Genomic DNA, 15614 nt, shown 5'->3' on the forward strand with positions numbered 1-15614 from the left:
ATGCCGTGTGTCAACGTGGTGATTGGTAATATTTTCCACATATCGACCGATGAGCGTCAAGCTTTTGCGCTCGGCCGGGCTGAAACCTCTCCGTGCCAACGCGTGACGTTGGCAAACGCATCTGGTCTGCCGAGCCGGGCGGGCCGCATGAAATCGACGGCGACGAGCGCCGTGATATCGGCGATCGTATAATCGTCTCCGGCGATAAAGCGGCTGTCGGCAAGGCGGGCATCGAGGCGGCCAAGTTCGAATGCAACTTTCTCTTTATTGGCCTCCCCCCACTCCGCGACCTGGGGCACTTCGAGATGGGCCATTTTCGGATGAAGGTGGCGAAAAACGCTGAACACAGCGCTCGACAAACCTAGCTCGACGCGCCGGTTCCACATCTCGACTTCGGCCTTGCCGATGGCACCCACGCCGAACAGCGGCGGCTCAGGCTTTATCTCCTCGAAATAACGGCAGATTGCGACGGTCTCAGAAATCGTCCGCCCGTCATCGAAAACCAGAACCGGAACGCGATGCCAGGGATTGAGCTTAGCAAAGTCGCCGCTTTTGAGGTCTTCGGTCATCATATCGCGCTCCTCGCGTGGAACAACGATGCCCTTCTCGGCGAGGAATATATTTACGCGTCTCGGGCTCGGAGCGGCGTGTGTCTCGATGATGTGCATGGTTCACCTGTCATCCCCGGAGGCGTGCTCGCGACGCCAATCGCGCGGCTCTTCAAAAGCTCCGACCCAAAGTCCTCTGCGCTCGGCACGCGCGACGGCCTGCTCGTCCCAGTACGCGCCATAGGCGACCGCCATGCCGGAGGCGATCATTTGTGCATTGAGATCGCGGCCGCCGGCCGTGCAGCGACCCAGCATTCGGCCGTAGACGTCGCGTTCTTCGATGGCGCAGGTGACGTCATCATCGCCAATGGCGCGGACCAGTTCGTCCCGCGCCGCCGCCCCGCAATCCCAGCGCGTGCCGTTTTTCTCGCAGCCTTGCCGCCATTCTGGTGCGTCTATGCCTTTGAGGCGCACCTCTTCTTTGCCGACCCATAGGCTGTCGCCGTCGATAGGATCTCCATAGCCGGTGACCGTTGGCGGAAAGGGATCGGCCGCGTCGGCACGGTGCCACCGCGTATTCCAGTGCCGGGGCGCACCAACGATAACTGCGGCAAACAAAGTTAAAACCAGCGCAAGCTTAATAAAGGATGCCCAGTTTCGCCGTCTCCAGCGTCGCCAACGCCCCATTTGCGGCTTCCTTCGCTCTGGTTGTGTAGCCTCCTTTTTCGACCGGCGAAGGAGACCTTTAAGGCTTGCTTTAACGAATTGCCGCCAATTTACGAACTGCGCCCGGCATGAGCACGCGCAAATTCATGGAATGGGAATAACGGCTCGCGGGATGGACGACAACGTTCAGAGTGTCGAAGCAACGGCTGTCGACGCAGCGCCCTCTATGCGGCAGACCCAATCTCGGAATGACCTCAGGTCTTTCCGGGAAAAGCTCACGCATGGCACCGTCAATAAGCCGGAATTCGAATACGAACTGCTTACGATGTTTGCGCGCAACGAGACCAGCGCGCCCTTCGCCATGCCGGCGTTGTGCTTCATCTTCTACATCACGTCGATGTTCTGGGCGTCCTTCACGGAGGCGACGACCTGGATCGCGATCGTGTCGATCTCGCGCGTCTATATGCTCGATCAGTGCCGGCGGCTGCTCTCCATTCCGCGCACCGAGGTGAATGTCGGACAGTGGCGCCGTCATTTCGTCCGCATCGAACTCGTCAACGGCTTTGCGCTCGCGGCGTTCGCGCTGATCGGCATGTCGATCCATGGCGGCGGCGGGCACCATCTTATGTCGCCCGCGACGTTCTCATCGCATGTGTTTATTTTCGCGACGCTGATGGTCGTGCTGGCGATCCGTATGACGTTTGCATCAACGCTACCACAACTCTTTCTCGCAGGCACCGTGCCGATGACGGTTGCGGTTGCGGCGCGTCTCTTCTCCCTCGGCGATCCGTTCTATTTTGCCCTCGGTTCGATGGCGATCGGCATCCACGTCTTTTTCGTCTATCTGGCGCGCGGGCTGCACTCGACGGCGCTGGCGATGGTCGAATACCGGGCGGAAAAGGACGGCTTGATCTCGGAACTCGAAGAAGCCACCGCCATCTCGGACGAAGCCCGGCGCCGCGCCGAAGCCGCGAACAAGGCGAAGTCCCGCTTCCTTGCCACGATGAGCCACGAGCTTCGCACGCCGCTGAATGCCATCATGGGCTTTTCGGAAGTCATGGAGCGCGAACTGCTCGGCCCCATCGGCAACGACGTCTATCGGGATTACGCTCACAATATCTACAAGAGCGGCGACCACTTGCTCTGCATCATCAACGAAATTCTCGACCTCTCGCGGATCGAGGCCGGGCGCTACGATCTAAGCGAAGAACCGATCCGCCTGACCGATATTGCCGAGGATTGTCAGCGACTGGTGAAAATCAAGGCCGATTCAAAAGCGCTGATGATCGTCGAAGATTTCACCCCGGACGTATCGCAGGTGTGGGCCGACCCGCGCGCGATGCGCCAGATTTGCCTCAATCTGCTGTCGAACGCGCTGAAGTTTACGCCGAAGGGCGGCCGCATCACGCTGATCGTCGGAAATACCCAGGATGGGGGCCAGTTCCTGACGGTGGCCGACACCGGACCCGGCATTCCGAAGAACGAGATCCCGCGCGTCCTGCAGGCATTCGGCCAGGGCTCGCTTGCGCACGAAACCGCCGAAGGCGGCACCGGCCTCGGGCTTTCCATCGTGCAGAACCTGATCCATCTGCATGGCGGCACGTTCGACTTGCAGTCAGAGTTGCGCAAGGGCACCGAAGTGACCGTAACGATACCGCCTCAGCGCGTTCTCAATCCGCTATCGCCGCTGCAGCCAGTGGGACAGGAACGTCACCGCGATACCGGCGCGCCGCGGCAGCCGCGGCAACCGCGGATGCGCCCATCGTCTTCATCGTTCGGTTCCGATGCACCGATGCGGGTGGCCGGAGAGGCGCGCTAATCACCATCTTCTCACTCAACAAGGCCGGGGCATGCTGATCTTTCTGCTTTTCGTCGTGGTCGTCGGGCTCGCCGGAGTGCTGGGCGCGTCGATGCTTGGCGGGTTCAATTTCGATGCGATTCCGAACCTCCCGGTTGCAGCGTCCGTCATCGGCATTCTGCTGGCGCTCTACATCGCCACGCTTCTGAGCCATCGCGGCGAACGGCGGCTCGCCGTCTGGCCGACGCTGGCGGCTTGTATCGCGGGTGGGGTGCTCGTCATGGGTGCTTTCAACAAGGACGTGGAGTTCTCGCTTGCCGATGTCATGACCTTTGCGCGACACGCGAACGATAGCGCGGTACCGACGCCGCGAGATGCTTCGGCGTCCGTCCTGCTTCGTCGCGCAGACGACGGCGGCTTTCTGGCCAATTCGGAGATCAACGGCGCGGCGCTGACGGCACGCATCGATACCGGCGCGGCGACCGTCATCCTCAAGCAATCGGATGCCGAAAAGGCCGGCATCGATATCGGCACCCTCGCCTACGATACCCCGCTCAGGACCGCCAACGGCACGAGCTATCTGGCGCCGGTGCGTCTCAAATCCGTCCGCATCGGGCCGCTCGTCATGAATGATGTCGAGGGCCTGGTGGCGAAGGCCGGAACTCTTAACGAAACCCTTCTCGGTTCCAGTTTTTTAAGACGTCTCGGGTCATATCAAGTGGCAGGCAATTTCGCGACGCTTCGGCAATAGCTGGGCCCGAAGTCAAGGGTTCGCGGCGCTGTTGAAAGGGCAATGGAAATGTCGTCGGCCACGGCCAGTCTTTTCGCGTCCTTCGCCATCGCGGCTATTGGTGCGGTAGGACTTGCCTATACCCTGACACATCCTGGCATCGTCGCCGGTATCATGGACCGGCTACATCCGGCACCTATGGTTGCCGATCAGACCGATACGGCACCCTCCCCCGCTTTGGATGTGCCCGTCGTTGCCTCGCATGCTTCCAACTCGGTGACGCTGCCTGCGGGTCAATATGGCCACTTTCTGACGGAGGCCGAAATCAACGGCCGGGAAATCGGCGTCATGGTGGATACGGGCGCGTCTCTCGTTGCATTGACTTATGACGATGCCGCAAGAGCCGGAATTTTCGTGAAACCGTCGGATTTCACACATACGGCTCAAACAGCGAACGGGATTGCTAGAGTCGCACCAGTCACGATTTCACGCATCGAAATCGGCGATATCACTGTGCGAAACGTCAAAGGCGTGGTGTCGGAACGAGGTGCTTCCGAACGCACGCTTCTGGGCATGTCGTTTTTGGGGCGGCTGTCGCGCGTCGAGATGCGCGGTGACAAACTCGAGCTTGAAGAGTGACTATTCCACTATTCCGCCCAGAACATTGCTGATAGAGCGGCCGTCGGAACCACGCGCATGCCAAAGCGCGTTAAGGTCCCCGAATGAACCACGTTCGAGGAGAACCTCATGCTACCGAAGCCACGCGCTGACCTGAAGCCCAACACCGCCGACTTCGAGCGCCTTCCGCTCGTCAAGCCGACCGGCTTCCGCGAATACGACGCGCGCTGGCTCTACCCGCAGGAAATCAACCTGATGGGCCTCAATGCCGTCGGGCTCGGCATGGCGACGCTGTTTGCGCGCCGAGGCGTGCCGAAACGCATCGTCGTCGGCCACGACTACCGCTCGTACTCCGCCGCGGTGAAGCAGGCGCTGATGACCGGCCTGCTCGCCGGCGGATGCGAGGTGCATGACATCGGCCTCGCGCTGTCGCCGATGGCCTACTTCGCGCAGTTCGAACTCGACGTCGAAGGCGTCGCAATGGTGACGGCAAGCCATAACGATAATGGCTGGACCGGCATCAAGATGGGATTGTCGCGGCCGCTGACGTTCGGACCCGACGATATGTCCGAATTGAAGTCGATCGTTCTCAACGGTGAGTTCGAAGCCAAGACCGGCGGGCGCTATATCTTCGTTTCCAATCTTGCCGAGCGCTATATCAAGGCGCTGACCAATCGCCCGAAGCTGAAGCGCCGCTTGAAGGTCGTCGCGGCTTGCGGCAACGGCACTGCGGGCGCCTTTGCACCGCAAGTGCTGGAAGCGATCGGCTGCGAAGTCGTGCCCCTCAACACCGATCTCGACTACACCTTCCCGAACCACAATCCGAACCCCGAAGACATGAAGATGCTTCATGCGGTCTCTGCAAAGGTTCTCGAAACCGGCGCGGATGTCGGCTTGGCCTTCGACGGCGACGGCGACCGTTGCGGTGTTGTTGCCAACGACGGCCATGAAATCTTCGCGGACAAGGTCGGCGTGATGCTGGCGCGCGATATTTCGGCGATCCACAAGAAGGCAAAGTTTGTTGTCGACGTAAAGTCGACGGGCCTGTTCACGACCGATCCCGTGCTGATCGCTAACGGGGCGACGACGAGCTATTGGAAGACCGGCCACAGCTACATCAAGCGCTATAATTTCGAACACAAGACACTGGTCGGGTTCGAAAAGTCGGGCCACTTCTTCTTCAATGAGCCGCTTGGCCGTGGCTACGACGATGGCCTCGTTTCAGCGATCGCCGTTTGCGACATGCTCGATCGTAGTCCTGGAAAAACGGTTGCCGATCTGCGCGACGCGCTTCCCAAAACCTACGGCTCGCCGACGATGTCGCCGCATTGCGACGACGAGAAAAAGTACGGCGTCGTTGATCGGATCACCGAGCACTATACGAAACAGAAAGAGAGCGGAGGCACGATTGCAGGCCAGGAGATCCGCGATCTCATCACCGTCAACGGCGTGCGCGTGATGCTGGAAGACGGGACGTGGGGCCTTGTCCGCGCATCATCGAATAAGCCGGAGTTGGTCGTTGTGGTCGAAAGCCCGACGTCGGAAGCTAACATGAAGGCGATCTTCAAGGACATCGACCAGCAGCTTTCTCGCTTTCCCGAAGTCGGCGAATACAATCAGAAGATAGCTGTTTAAGCGTAGCGCGCCCCGGCCGCCGGTGCGTGCATTCGCCATACATTTGCGCTGGCGGCCGGCTTCCCGCAGGGAGTCGCCAGCGCCAATTAAAAAAGCGTCCAGAGGAAACGCGAGACGACGGTCGTCAGGAAGACTGCGAACGCGAGTTCCAATGCGCGCTTCGAGATGCCGTGCGCGAGCCTCACGCCATAGGGCGCGGCAAAGACTGCGAGCGGCGCGATCAGCAGCGCGCCGAGGCTGACGTAGCCGAGCGAAAGCGGTGGCAATCCCTGCTCGCCCCAGCCCGAGATGATGTAGCCGGCGATTCCCGGAACCGCGATCACAGTACCGATGCCAGTTGCGGTTCCAACGGCTCTCAGTAACGGCATGCCATGCAGCGTGAACAGCGGCACCGTGAACGTCGCGCCGCCGATGCCCATCAGCGTCGATACCAAGCCAATCAGGAAGGCAGCGATTTCCAGCCACGGGCGACGTGGGAGCGTGTCGGCGATCTTCCAGTCGTCGCGGCCGAGATACATTTTGACGGCCAGCGCTGAGCCGAAAACCACCCATATCCAGCGCAAAACTTCGCTGCTGGCGTAGTACGCGACGACGATACCAACGCTGACCCCGAAAAAAATCCATGGCCCCATGCGCTTGACGATGCCGGTATCGACTGTACCTCTGGCCCGATATTCGGCAAACGAGCGAAATACGGTCGGCGCGATGACGCCGAGCGTCGTGCCGAGCGTGATGTGCATGCGGATGTCTTCGGAAACGCCTGCCGCGCCGAAGACTTCATAGAGGACCGGGACGAGAACGCCACCGCCGCCGATGCCGAGAAGGCCCGACAAAAATCCGGCGAGCAGCCCCGCACCGGCAAGCAGCGCCAGCAATTCAATCAGATGATGTGTCGGGACTGTTGAGAATGCCATGCGGTCGGTTCAGGCTGCATCGGGACGGTCTTGCCGTCCGAAGCCGTGCTCTGCGAGCGCGATCGCCTCGCTCAGCACCTCTGCGGTGGCGGAAGCGCTGGTTGCGCTCTCGCTCAACAGGCGGCGGAACGCGCGGCCACGCGGCTGACCGTGATAGATACCCAAAATGTGACGCGTGACGTTCGATAACCGGCCGCCCTTGGCGACGTGACGTTCGACATAGGGAAGCAGATCTGTCAATGCCTCGCCTCGCGTCGGCGGTGCGGATGCGTCGGCGAAGATGGCCCGATCGACATCCGCAAGAATATACGGGTTTTGATAAGCGGCGCGGCCGAGCATGACGCCATCGACGTGTTCGAGATGCGTCTCAGCATCGGCGATGGTTTCGATGCCGCCGTTGATGATAATGGTGAGATCAGGCCGTCGCACCTTCAGCCGATACACGCGCTGATAATCGAGCGGGGGCACCTCGCGATTTTCCTTCGGCGAGAGGCCTTTCAACCAAGCCTTGCGAGCATGGACAACAAACGAGGTGCAACCGGTATCAGCGACAACGTCGATGAAGCGCGTCAGATCGGCCTCGGCATCTTGATCGTCGATGCCGATGCGGCACTTGACGGTGACGGGGACAGGCTGGCTTTCGCGCATGGCGGAGACGCACGCGGCGACAAGCTCTGGCTCTGCCATCAGGCACGCACCGAAGCGACCTTCCTGAACGCGATCCGAAGGGCAGCCGACGTTGAGGTTGATCTCGTCGTATCCAAGCTCCGCACCGATCCGCGCGGCGGTCGCAAGCTTCGCCGGGTCGGAGCCGCCAAGTTGCAGAGCGATCGGGTGTTCCTCGGCGGAAAATCCGAGCAATCGTTCGCGGTCGCCGTGAATCACGGCATCAGCGGTGACCATCTCGGTGTAAAGCAGCGCACGCTTCGTCAGACGGCGGTGGAAGACGCGGCAATGCCGGTCAGTCCAATCCATCATGGGGGCCACGCAGAATCTGTGACTTATGCACTTCATATTGCTATATTTTTACGTCTAATTCCGTCCAACGTTTTATTGGAGACACTCGAAATTCACAAGGGCGGTCGGCTATCTATATTCTGGAAGCAGTTGCAGAAATCGTATTCGGACCTACCAGCGGCAGTGTTCACGATTTGCTGAGACCATGCTTCAGATGTCGATCTTCGGCGATCTCGATATCCTCATCGACTTGGATGCTTAGCTAACGCTCGGAGCGTTCGATCTGGTGCCCCCAGCAGCAGCTTCACAGCACGAAGGTTTCCTGGTCGGAAAAAATCAGGTCCGGCTTCGTTCGGCGCAAAGAATGTGTACTTCGCGAGGCTCGCAGCCCTCTAGGCGCCCCTGGTATTGGCGCATAGTGCAGAGGGCTGAACATCTCTAAACGAGATTTGGACGTTTCGTCAGCTGATACGCGAAGGGCCATTATGGGCGATTCAGGAATAGTACTCGAGCATCAGCCGAACTCGCCCATCTATCATCACACCTATTAGCAGAATGCGCCCGGCGGATGCACGTCAGCGGAGCGATTACTCTTGCTCCATTGAAACCGCCGTGGGTAGAGCCGGTTGACAACGGACTTCCGACACAGCTCAACTAAAAGACGCTCTGAAAACGGATTTTATGACGTTGCCTCTTTAGTCTCTCCAACAACTGAGACCAGATCGCATGCAAACAGAGACGCCGGTCCTCTCGAAGAGCTCGACCTTCGCGCGCGGCAGAAACGGCCGCTTGAATTCAGCGATGGTCTACGCAGCGGCGCTGCTGATCGCTGTGCTGATCATCGGAATTTTGAGCTTTGCGCTGCCTTATAACTCGGTCGCGGCGGCGTTGGTGCTCGATCATCACAAGGGCAGCATCTTTCCCTACCCCTTCACCATTCAAAACATGACGTATCTCATCTTCGCCGCCGGTCTCGCCGACCTCTACATCCGCTGGCGGTCGGCCAGCGCCGAGAGTGCGTTCCTGAGCTGCGGTTTCTTGCCCGAAGACGATTCATCCGTGCTGCAGGTCAGCGACCTCGGCCCGATCCGCCGCAAGGTGTCGAAACTCTACGACGGCGACAACGGCTTCCTTCCCTACCTGATAGACATCACGACAACGCAACTGCAGGCCAGCCACTCGGTCGACCAGGCGGTTTCGATCATGCAGAGCAGCCTCGACTTACTCACGCATCGCGTCGACCTGCGCTATCAGAATGTCCGCTATATCGCTTGGTTGATCCCGACTATCGGCTTCATCGGCACGATTGTCGGCATCGCGGTCGCGCTGGAGTTCATCGACCCGAGAAAGATCGATATCGGCCGTGTGACCGGCGGCCTTGCAGTCTCGTTTTACACGACGCTCGTCGCACTCCTCGTCAGCACGGTATTGGTGTTCTTTCAGCACGCGGTGCAGAAGATGGAAGAAAGCGCGCTGAACGATGCCGCACAATACTGTCTGAAGAATCTCATCAACCGTATTTACGTACCGCGCACATGATGAGGCGAGGGAGGACGGGGCAGGCGCGATGAGACGGATACGGCGCGACACGGCAGGTGGCAGCGAGATCGCCATGATGGCGGTGATCACCAAAGCCATGGGCGCGTTCCTCGTGCTCATGATTGTGCTGATGCCCTATTATACTAGCGACCCGGTGGCCCAGCGCACGGCAGACGAAGCCACGGAGCAGGTGGACCACGCCAAACAGAAACTTCAGGAGGCTCAAGACAAGCTGAAGAAGGGTCGGCTCACCGATGAGGAGATCGACGCACTTCTGGATGAGCTTGATGAGGCGACGCGGCAGCTCGAAGAGGCTCTGCTCAACATCCACCAATTGAAGATCCAGGTCGATCAGCTCACGTCGCAGGTGAAGCGACTTGAAGAGCTGTTGGTTGCTCAGGAAAAAGAGATCACCGCTTTGAAGGTGGAGATCGCCAAGCTGCTCGCCGAGATCGAGCTGCTGAAGCGCAACCAGAAACCCGAGGCCGTCTACTGGAACATCGTGCGTCTCGACTGGAGAGGATGCACGTCGCCTTCACTCAATCTCTACATTACTAGCAACTTGCCACGTAAGAACGGGTCTGTGAATCCGCCGCCCGACCGTACCGCGCAAAAACCATTCTTCGAGACCGATAAGGTGCAAACGGAGGTAACAAACCGGACCAGCGCTGGCCCCTCAGGACAACCAACCTCCGGGACCATCACTTACATGATCAATGAGCTCAACGTCGACGAGCTGCTAACGGTGTATGTGAAGTTGCTGAACCCTCTCCCCGGCGGCGATATGGTCTGCGACCTCACGGCCTCCTGGTCGGCCCGTCTCGACGGCGATACGAAGCCCTCGACCTTTGTCAGCGGCAAGGTTTCAGACCGTGAACCCTACGCATTGCTCGTCCGCCTTAAGAGTGGCGAACGTGGTTCGCTCGCACCTGTCGACGTATCCGCTGCCGAGCTTGAGGATTTCCAAAAAACGATTGCGGCATCCCATTGCCAGAAGATGACGTGTGGCCTTGACGATCCGGGCGCCAAGGATGCTTTCGCGCAAGCGATCGTTGATCGGTTTTCAGGCGCCGTGACCTCGACGATCGTCGCCGCGAGAGATGTAAGGACATCCGGGACCGATTTCGCTTCACCCGGCAATACGATGCTCAAAGACTTGGGCCAGAAATACGCAGACAAACAGATATCATTCTCCGACATCTCGAAATGGATCAGGCTGCTGTCTGCAAGCATTTCTCCTGGGACCCGTACTGCAACAGCCGATGAGCGTGCGTCTTATATCGACAGTCTGCGCGCCGCTGCCGCCCCCGACAGCGTGATCGATTTCGCTCAGTTTCTGACGATCTCAGCCCATTTCGACGCGACCGCCGCCCGCCGCGCGCTGGAAAAGGCCGGCATTAAACTCGCTAACCGGCCAGAAGATGAGAAGGCGGCCCAACTTCTCCTGGACGAAGCGAAAGCCGGTGGCTGCGACCCCGCATCGGCGCTTCAGGTCAGCCGTCTCGTTGCCGAACGACGCATGCCCGTAGACGCCGCGAAGGCGCTGATCAAACTTCTGATTGATCACCAATCCAGCACCCCGCGTGATTTCTTTGAAACGAACCCCGTCCCTAGCGCAATCGTCCAGGAGCAGCTTCTGCAAACGATCCGCCCAAACAATCCGCTGTTCCAAATGCTTGATCCGTCCGGTGGTCGAGTTCCCCCGGATCTGTCGTTGCCACTCGTTTCGCAGATCAAACGGCAGTAGCGGCAACAATTTACGTCAAAAAGCTGACACGCCGGGCAACAAATTCGCCAGGAAAATACGGATCTTTAGGTCGCCAGGGTCTTCGCTCGAAGACGTTGTAAAATCTGGCTAGATCTGCTGTGCTGCAGTTTTTGCTGCTGCAATATTGGATGGGCGTAGCCAGTTTTTCTTTGGAATTAAAAAATGAGCACACGGCTCGTTCGCTGCGTCGAAGGCCATATCTACGACGCCGATGCCCACAGTCAGTGCCCATCCTGCGCGTCGACAGCAGATGCGGCGCCCGCATCCACACAGCTAGCTGCCGATGGTGCCTACGTGGCGGCGAGTTCGCTGCCGGCGGGTCGGAAGTTGCGCCTACTGATCTTCAGCACCGGAATCGTTGCCGCCTTAGCGTCGGCTTGGGCAGCGGGCCTCTTGCCTGACCCTTTTCCGCCCGCGCCAGACCCGGAACCGCAGATCAAGCCGGTCCAGAACGAGAAGGCGCCGGCAACGCCTGAACCGCCGTCTCCTCCTCCATCCAAGCCCGCCCCGGAGCCGTTGCCCACTCCGACGCCGACCCCTGCAGTACCAACGTCTACTCCGGAGCCGGCACCCAATCCAACTCCAACTCCAACTCAAACTCCGGCGGCACCGCCGCCTACTCCGGAGCCGTCAGCCAAACCAGAGCCAGAGCCCGCGCCAGCCGCGCCGTCGCCCTCCCCCGCACCGAGCCCGCAACCAACTCCTTCAAATTCGTCCCCTAGCTCTTCTGAACTCCAGAGCACGTACGATCAGGGCGAGGCCCTTTTCTACAAGGGTGAGTATCGTGCAGCTCTCCCGGTCTTCGACAAGCTTGTCGAAATGTCTCAATCCGCCGACAATAAATCGAAGGCCTTAGCCTATTACATGCGCGCGAGGACAAGCGTGCAAATCGCAAACGAGGAAGGAGACACGTGCAAGGCGATGCTTCCGCGACCTCCGTCTTGCTCCACCGCGACAAAGTACGAACCGGCATCAAAGGACCTTGCTCAATCCTTGGAGCTTGATCCCGATCAAGCGGATGCGAACTTTCTGACCGGGTTTATCGCCGAAAAGACGGGAGATAAGCGCAAAGCTATTGACTTCTACACTTATGCGCTGCGTGCGAACCGCGATTATGGCCCGGCCTATAACAATCGCGGGACGATCTATTTCGATCTTCGCCAGCTCGACCTCGCAATGGCCGACTATAACGAAGCAATCCGCGTTGATCCGCAGAATGCTTGGACCTGGGCGAACCGGGGGGTACTTTTCACCTATTTCCGTAACAGGAAGCAAGCGATTTCCGATCTAAACCGAGCCTTGGACATCGACCCGAATTTTGCATATGCGCGCGATAATCTACGCAGATTGGGAGTGCGCCGCTGACGGATAAACTGCGCCGCTTGCTGTGCAATGCTAGAAAACTTGAAAGGTCGAGCCGTGCGTATTCCCTTTATGGCAATAGCTAGCGTCCTCTTCCTCAGCACACCACAGGCCGCGGCAGAAGAAGATTATCCGGCGGACGGCAAGATCGGCGTCAAGTACGGCCCTTGGGCTATCAGGCCAGAGAACGGATGCAGCGTCGCACGCAATATCGTCGATGCCGACAACTGGACATATTACTCGTTCTGGGTCGAGCCGCTGGTTGTCGAGGTAATGGCCCGCGGCGGCCATATGGTCGGCGGAACGCTAGCCGTTGAGGGCGGAGTGACGAAAAAGTTCATCTGCTACGCCGCCGGCGAGCGTTGCACTGTGGACCGAACTGACCTGAACACCGGTCTGCGCACGGGCTCGTTCGCCGTTCTGGAACTCGACCTCACCGAAGGCAGGAAGGCCGGGCCCTTCAACATCCCGCTCGATGATCTGTCCGCGCTCCTCTTCCTGGGGTGCGGCAACCAAGGTTACAATGCCCTAGCCCTTCCCAAGCCACCGCCACCCGACCGCAAATATCTAAACCCTGAGCCCGAGGTCAACCCGCAGCCGAAGCCATAGCGAGGGGCGGACGTCGGCCGGATCCACCATATGACTGTTTAAATTTTCGAGATGACTGGTGGCTATGATTGGAGATGGACCAAGCGTCATTGTTCCACTCGACAATCGCATCCTCTACTTCGGCCGCGATCGTGAGCGGTTCCGCTTTCTCTCGCATTTCCATTCAAGCCCCATTGTGATTGACGGCGAAGCCTGGCCCACGGTGGAGCATTATTATCAGGCGCAGAAGTCGGCCAATCCGCAATACAAGGCAGCTATCCGCGCAGCCGTTCATCCCGGATTGGCCAAACGCCTTGCGGCACCGCCTACTTCGCCTCGCCGGGTTTCGCAGATCTCATGGTTCCGCAAGCACGGCGAGCAACCCCGCGCCGACTGGCACGAGGTGAAACTCGACATTATGCGTCGTGCCGACTACGCCAAGTTTGTGCAGAACGGGGGTTTGGGGATCCTATTACTCGCGACAGGGAACGCCGAATTGGTTGAAGACTGCCCAAGCGAGCCGTTCTGGGGCATCGGCCCTGACGGCACTGGTCTCAACTGGGCCGGGCGCGTTCTGATGGAAGTGCGCGACGGCCTGCGCGTCGGACCATCGTCGACACCTTCATAACTGGTTCGGACACAATAGGGAATCATTGGATTCAAAAACTGCGGATAACATTCCGCATCCGGATCAATCGGTGGCGGTGCCGGCCGCTTCAAAAAGCGATGTCTACCTTTTGGGGAGAAAACCGGACATCAAGGCGGCGGTGGACCTGCAGCAGCGATATGGGCCGCTTCATGCCAAGCTCCGACCCACAATCTTCCCAAAAATATTATCGAATAGCTCGAATGCCCGTTTTTCGATTTCGTAGGCGTGGTCGTCCGCGTAGTTCAACGCCTTCGCGAGAGATATCTGGTCCTCTTCGGGCATAGAACGCCGATAGGCGCCCCAGTCTTTGAGAACCGCGTTTGAAACTTCGGGATGAAATTGGACGCCCACGGCATTGCCATATTCGAACGCTTGCACGGTCTCGTTATCTCTCGCTAGAATTTTTATCTCGCCCGGCAACGTAATGAAATCTCCATGCCAACGAAGCCAGGGCCCCTGCCACACCGGCGTGCTGGCAAAGGCATTTTCCATCCAGCCACGGTATCTATGTCCAATCGGTTTGACCGTGCCACCCAAGGCGGTCGCGAGGAGTTGCGCGCCAAAGCAGATCCCAACGACCGGAATAGCGTTGTCAACGAGACGCTTCATCAAAGCGCGCTCGCGCGCAATCCATTGAATATGGGTTTCATAGACGCCGCGGCGAGATCCGAGAAAGACGACGACATCGTCCACGATATCGGCGAGGTCAGTCGTCACAATATCTTTGGGCGACAGCGTGCGCCGACACGTCCAACCTTTCGAAGCTATGAATTTTTCAACGAGACCGGCGCGGCCATACGCGCTGTTCTGAACGACGGTAACCCTCATCTTCGACCGGCAGCCTAATTTAAAATGCAGAATTTCTGATTGATCAACGTCGTAACTTTGCGCCGTCGAACCGATCGGTGCGAATCTGGAGATCGAAAATATCGGGGCGGTAGTAGTGTCCAGTCACGTCGAAAAGCTGTCGGTTCTCGTAGACTTCTTTCACGTCGATGGTGTGCGAAATCAATCCTTCGACGCCAGGACATGGAGGTATGACAACCGTACCGTCCGGTGCCACAAGTGAAGAGCCGCCGTTGAAAATCACGTCGTGACCATCCGCGATAAGTTGCGATTTGAATGGGAAATCATCGGGAATATCGCTCATGGAGAGTAGTCCGTGGACGCTCAGCGACCAGACGCGGCCTTCGCGCGCTGTAGCAGAAACGATGCCTTCGGCGACAACCGCGTTGCCGGGCCATAGACTGATATGCAGCTCCTCGCCGCCGCAGTACAGAGCGAAGCGCGCCATCGGCATCCAGTTTTCCCAGCAACAAAGCCCTCCGACCTGAACTCCTGAGATGCGGTGCGTGCGGAGTTCGTGGGCGTCTCCAGCGCCCCAGCACAAGCGCTCATCGTGAGTAGGCATGAGCTTGCGATGTACGCCCAACAGCCCTTGATTGCAGTCGACCTTCAACAACGCACAGTACAGCGTGCCTCGACCAATACCATTGCCGCGCTCGTTAAAACCGAGAAAGACGGACACGCGATAGTCGCGCGCCGCTTCCACGATTTCTTTCACCTCTTCGGAATCGGCTTCCATCGACGCATCGAGAAAGCGCGCATACGCTTCGCTCTGCTTCGGGTCGCCGAACGCGGCGGCATCCGTCCGACATAACCAAAACGGATATCCGCTGACGAACGCTTCAGGGAAGGCCAGCAGATCGATCTGTTCGGCAGCGGCGAGCTTTATTGTGTCGATGACTTTTGCGACGGTCGCGCGTTTGTCGAGCCAAACGGGCCTGATCTGAGCAGCAGCGATCTTCAAAGCATTCTCCTGATACCCTAAGCGTTGAATGA

The 15614-nt window shown here is 58.9% G+C and carries 16 protein-coding genes; 9 read left to right on the forward strand and 7 right to left on the reverse strand.

The window, feature by feature from the left end; genetic code table 11:
* Window positions 1–56: 56 nt before the first annotated feature.
* Both RLW41_RS21680 and RLW41_RS21685 read right to left on the reverse strand, forming a co-directional pair.
* Window positions 57–668, reverse strand: a complete 612-nt coding sequence (locus RLW41_RS21680; RefSeq protein ID WP_414462837.1) for a glutathione S-transferase — start codon at window positions 666–668, stop codon at window positions 57–59.
* A gap of 3 nt (window positions 669–671) precedes the next feature.
* The gene (locus tag RLW41_RS21685; protein ID WP_414462838.1) at window positions 672–1235 is read right to left on the reverse strand and encodes a thermonuclease family protein; all 564 of its coding nucleotides are present in this window, start codon (window positions 1233–1235) and stop codon (window positions 672–674) included.
* Between the two features lie 151 nt (window positions 1236–1386).
* Here RLW41_RS21685 and RLW41_RS21690 point away from each other — a divergent pair, with 151 nt between their 5' ends.
* The 4 genes from RLW41_RS21690 to RLW41_RS21705 all read left to right on the forward strand — a co-directional run bounded on the left by RLW41_RS21690 (window position 1387) and on the right by RLW41_RS21705 (window position 5995).
* Window positions 1387–3033 carry a sensor histidine kinase gene (locus RLW41_RS21690; protein WP_414462839.1) on the forward strand — a complete coding sequence of 549 codons (1647 nt, stop codon included), beginning with the start codon at window positions 1387–1389 and terminating at the stop codon, window positions 3031–3033.
* Window positions 3034–3064: 31 nt separating this feature from the next.
* Window positions 3065–3763 (forward strand): TIGR02281 family clan AA aspartic protease, encoded by a 699-nt coding sequence (locus RLW41_RS21695; RefSeq protein ID WP_414462840.1) that lies wholly within the window; start codon window positions 3065–3067, stop codon window positions 3761–3763.
* A 48-nt stretch (window positions 3764–3811) separates the two neighbouring features.
* Window positions 3812–4381 (forward strand): TIGR02281 family clan AA aspartic protease, encoded by a 570-nt coding sequence (locus RLW41_RS21700; protein WP_414462841.1) that lies wholly within the window; start codon window positions 3812–3814, stop codon window positions 4379–4381.
* A gap of 108 nt (window positions 4382–4489) precedes the next feature.
* Window positions 4490–5995 carry a phosphomannomutase/phosphoglucomutase gene (locus RLW41_RS21705; RefSeq protein ID WP_414462842.1) on the forward strand — a complete coding sequence of 502 codons (1506 nt, stop codon included), beginning with the start codon at window positions 4490–4492 and terminating at the stop codon, window positions 5993–5995.
* A gap of 86 nt (window positions 5996–6081) precedes the next feature.
* Here the strand turns inward: RLW41_RS21705 and RLW41_RS21710 are convergent, their stop codons facing one another.
* Together RLW41_RS21710 and dusA are read right to left on the reverse strand one after the other, a co-directional pair.
* Entirely contained in the window at window positions 6082–6909 is an 828-nt protein-coding gene (locus RLW41_RS21710; RefSeq protein ID WP_409560060.1) for a sulfite exporter TauE/SafE family protein, read from the reverse strand.
* A gap of 9 nt (window positions 6910–6918) precedes the next feature.
* Window positions 6919–7923, reverse strand: a complete 1005-nt coding sequence (gene dusA / locus RLW41_RS21715) for a tRNA dihydrouridine(20/20a) synthase DusA (RefSeq protein WP_414462843.1) — start codon at window positions 7921–7923, stop codon at window positions 6919–6921.
* Window positions 7924–8592: 669 nt separating this feature from the next.
* Between dusA and RLW41_RS21720 the strand changes: the two genes are divergently transcribed.
* Together RLW41_RS21720 and RLW41_RS21725 are read left to right on the forward strand one after the other, a co-directional pair.
* A complete protein-coding gene (locus RLW41_RS21720) occupies window positions 8593–9405 on the forward strand; it encodes a MotA/TolQ/ExbB proton channel family protein (RefSeq protein WP_414462844.1) in 813 nt (270 codons plus the stop codon).
* Between the two features lie 28 nt (window positions 9406–9433).
* On the forward strand, window positions 9434–11152 hold the full coding sequence (locus RLW41_RS21725) for a hypothetical protein (protein WP_414462845.1): 1719 nt from the start codon (window positions 9434–9436) through the stop codon (window positions 11150–11152).
* Window positions 11153–11463: 311 nt separating this feature from the next.
* Here RLW41_RS21725 and RLW41_RS21730 read toward each other — a convergent pair whose 3' ends face one another.
* Window positions 11464–11697: a hypothetical protein gene (locus tag RLW41_RS21730; protein WP_414462846.1), complete on the reverse strand. Its 234-nt coding sequence runs from the start codon at window positions 11695–11697 to the stop codon at window positions 11464–11466.
* A 397-nt stretch (window positions 11698–12094) separates the two neighbouring features.
* Here RLW41_RS21730 and RLW41_RS21735 point away from each other — a divergent pair, with 397 nt between their 5' ends.
* The 3 genes from RLW41_RS21735 (at window position 12095) to RLW41_RS21745 (ending at window position 13751) form a co-directional block, all read left to right on the forward strand.
* A complete protein-coding gene (locus RLW41_RS21735) occupies window positions 12095–12538 on the forward strand; it encodes a tetratricopeptide repeat protein (protein ID WP_409560063.1) in 444 nt (147 codons plus the stop codon).
* 54 nt (window positions 12539–12592) lie between these two features.
* The gene (locus RLW41_RS21740; protein WP_414462847.1) at window positions 12593–13144 is read left to right on the forward strand and encodes a hypothetical protein; all 552 of its coding nucleotides are present in this window, start codon (window positions 12593–12595) and stop codon (window positions 13142–13144) included.
* 64 nt (window positions 13145–13208) lie between these two features.
* Window positions 13209–13751: an NADAR family protein gene (locus RLW41_RS21745; protein ID WP_414464630.1), complete on the forward strand. Its 543-nt coding sequence runs from the start codon at window positions 13209–13211 to the stop codon at window positions 13749–13751.
* A 168-nt stretch (window positions 13752–13919) separates the two neighbouring features.
* Here RLW41_RS21745 and RLW41_RS21750 read toward each other — a convergent pair whose 3' ends face one another.
* Entirely contained in the window at window positions 13920–14600 is a 681-nt protein-coding gene (locus RLW41_RS21750; protein ID WP_414462848.1) for a type 1 glutamine amidotransferase, read from the reverse strand.
* Between the two features lie 43 nt (window positions 14601–14643).
* Window positions 14644–15582, reverse strand: coding sequence for a carbon-nitrogen hydrolase family protein (locus RLW41_RS21755; RefSeq protein ID WP_414462849.1), 939 nt, complete (start codon window positions 15580–15582; stop codon window positions 14644–14646).
* Window positions 15583–15614 lie beyond the last annotated feature (32 nt).

Source organism: Hyphomicrobium sp. DY-1 (assembly GCF_047497105.1).
Lineage (GTDB): Bacteria > Pseudomonadota > Alphaproteobacteria > Rhizobiales > Hyphomicrobiaceae > Hyphomicrobium_B.

What these genes read in the sequence shown, in the direction of transcription:
- RLW41_RS21680 (WP_414462837.1), bottom strand. Translation starts at nt 668, where the DNA reads ATGCACATCATCGAGACACACGCCGCTCCGAGCCCGAGACGCGTAAAT.
- RLW41_RS21685 (WP_414462838.1), bottom strand. Translation starts at nt 1,235, where the DNA reads ATGGGGCGTTGGCGACGCTGGAGACGGCGAAACTGGGCATCCTTTATT.
- RLW41_RS21690 (WP_414462839.1), top strand. Translation starts at nt 1,387, where the DNA reads ATGGACGACAACGTTCAGAGTGTCGAAGCAACGGCTGTCGACGCAGCG.
- RLW41_RS21695 (WP_414462840.1), top strand. Translation starts at nt 3,065, where the DNA reads ATGCTGATCTTTCTGCTTTTCGTCGTGGTCGTCGGGCTCGCCGGAGTG.
- RLW41_RS21700 (WP_414462841.1), top strand. Translation starts at nt 3,812, where the DNA reads ATGTCGTCGGCCACGGCCAGTCTTTTCGCGTCCTTCGCCATCGCGGCT.
- RLW41_RS21705 (WP_414462842.1), top strand. Translation starts at nt 4,490, where the DNA reads ATGCTACCGAAGCCACGCGCTGACCTGAAGCCCAACACCGCCGACTTC.
- RLW41_RS21710 (WP_409560060.1), bottom strand. Translation starts at nt 6,909, where the DNA reads ATGGCATTCTCAACAGTCCCGACACATCATCTGATTGAATTGCTGGCG.
- dusA (WP_414462843.1), bottom strand. Translation starts at nt 7,923, where the DNA reads ATGAAGTGCATAAGTCACAGATTCTGCGTGGCCCCCATGATGGATTGG.
- RLW41_RS21720 (WP_414462844.1), top strand. Translation starts at nt 8,593, where the DNA reads ATGCAAACAGAGACGCCGGTCCTCTCGAAGAGCTCGACCTTCGCGCGC.
- RLW41_RS21725 (WP_414462845.1), top strand. Translation starts at nt 9,434, where the DNA reads ATGAGACGGATACGGCGCGACACGGCAGGTGGCAGCGAGATCGCCATG.
- RLW41_RS21735 (WP_409560063.1), top strand. Translation starts at nt 12,095, where the DNA reads ATGCTTCCGCGACCTCCGTCTTGCTCCACCGCGACAAAGTACGAACCG.
- RLW41_RS21745 (WP_414464630.1), top strand. Translation starts at nt 13,209, where the DNA reads ATGATTGGAGATGGACCAAGCGTCATTGTTCCACTCGACAATCGCATC.
- RLW41_RS21750 (WP_414462848.1), bottom strand. Translation starts at nt 14,600, where the DNA reads ATGAGGGTTACCGTCGTTCAGAACAGCGCGTATGGCCGCGCCGGTCTC.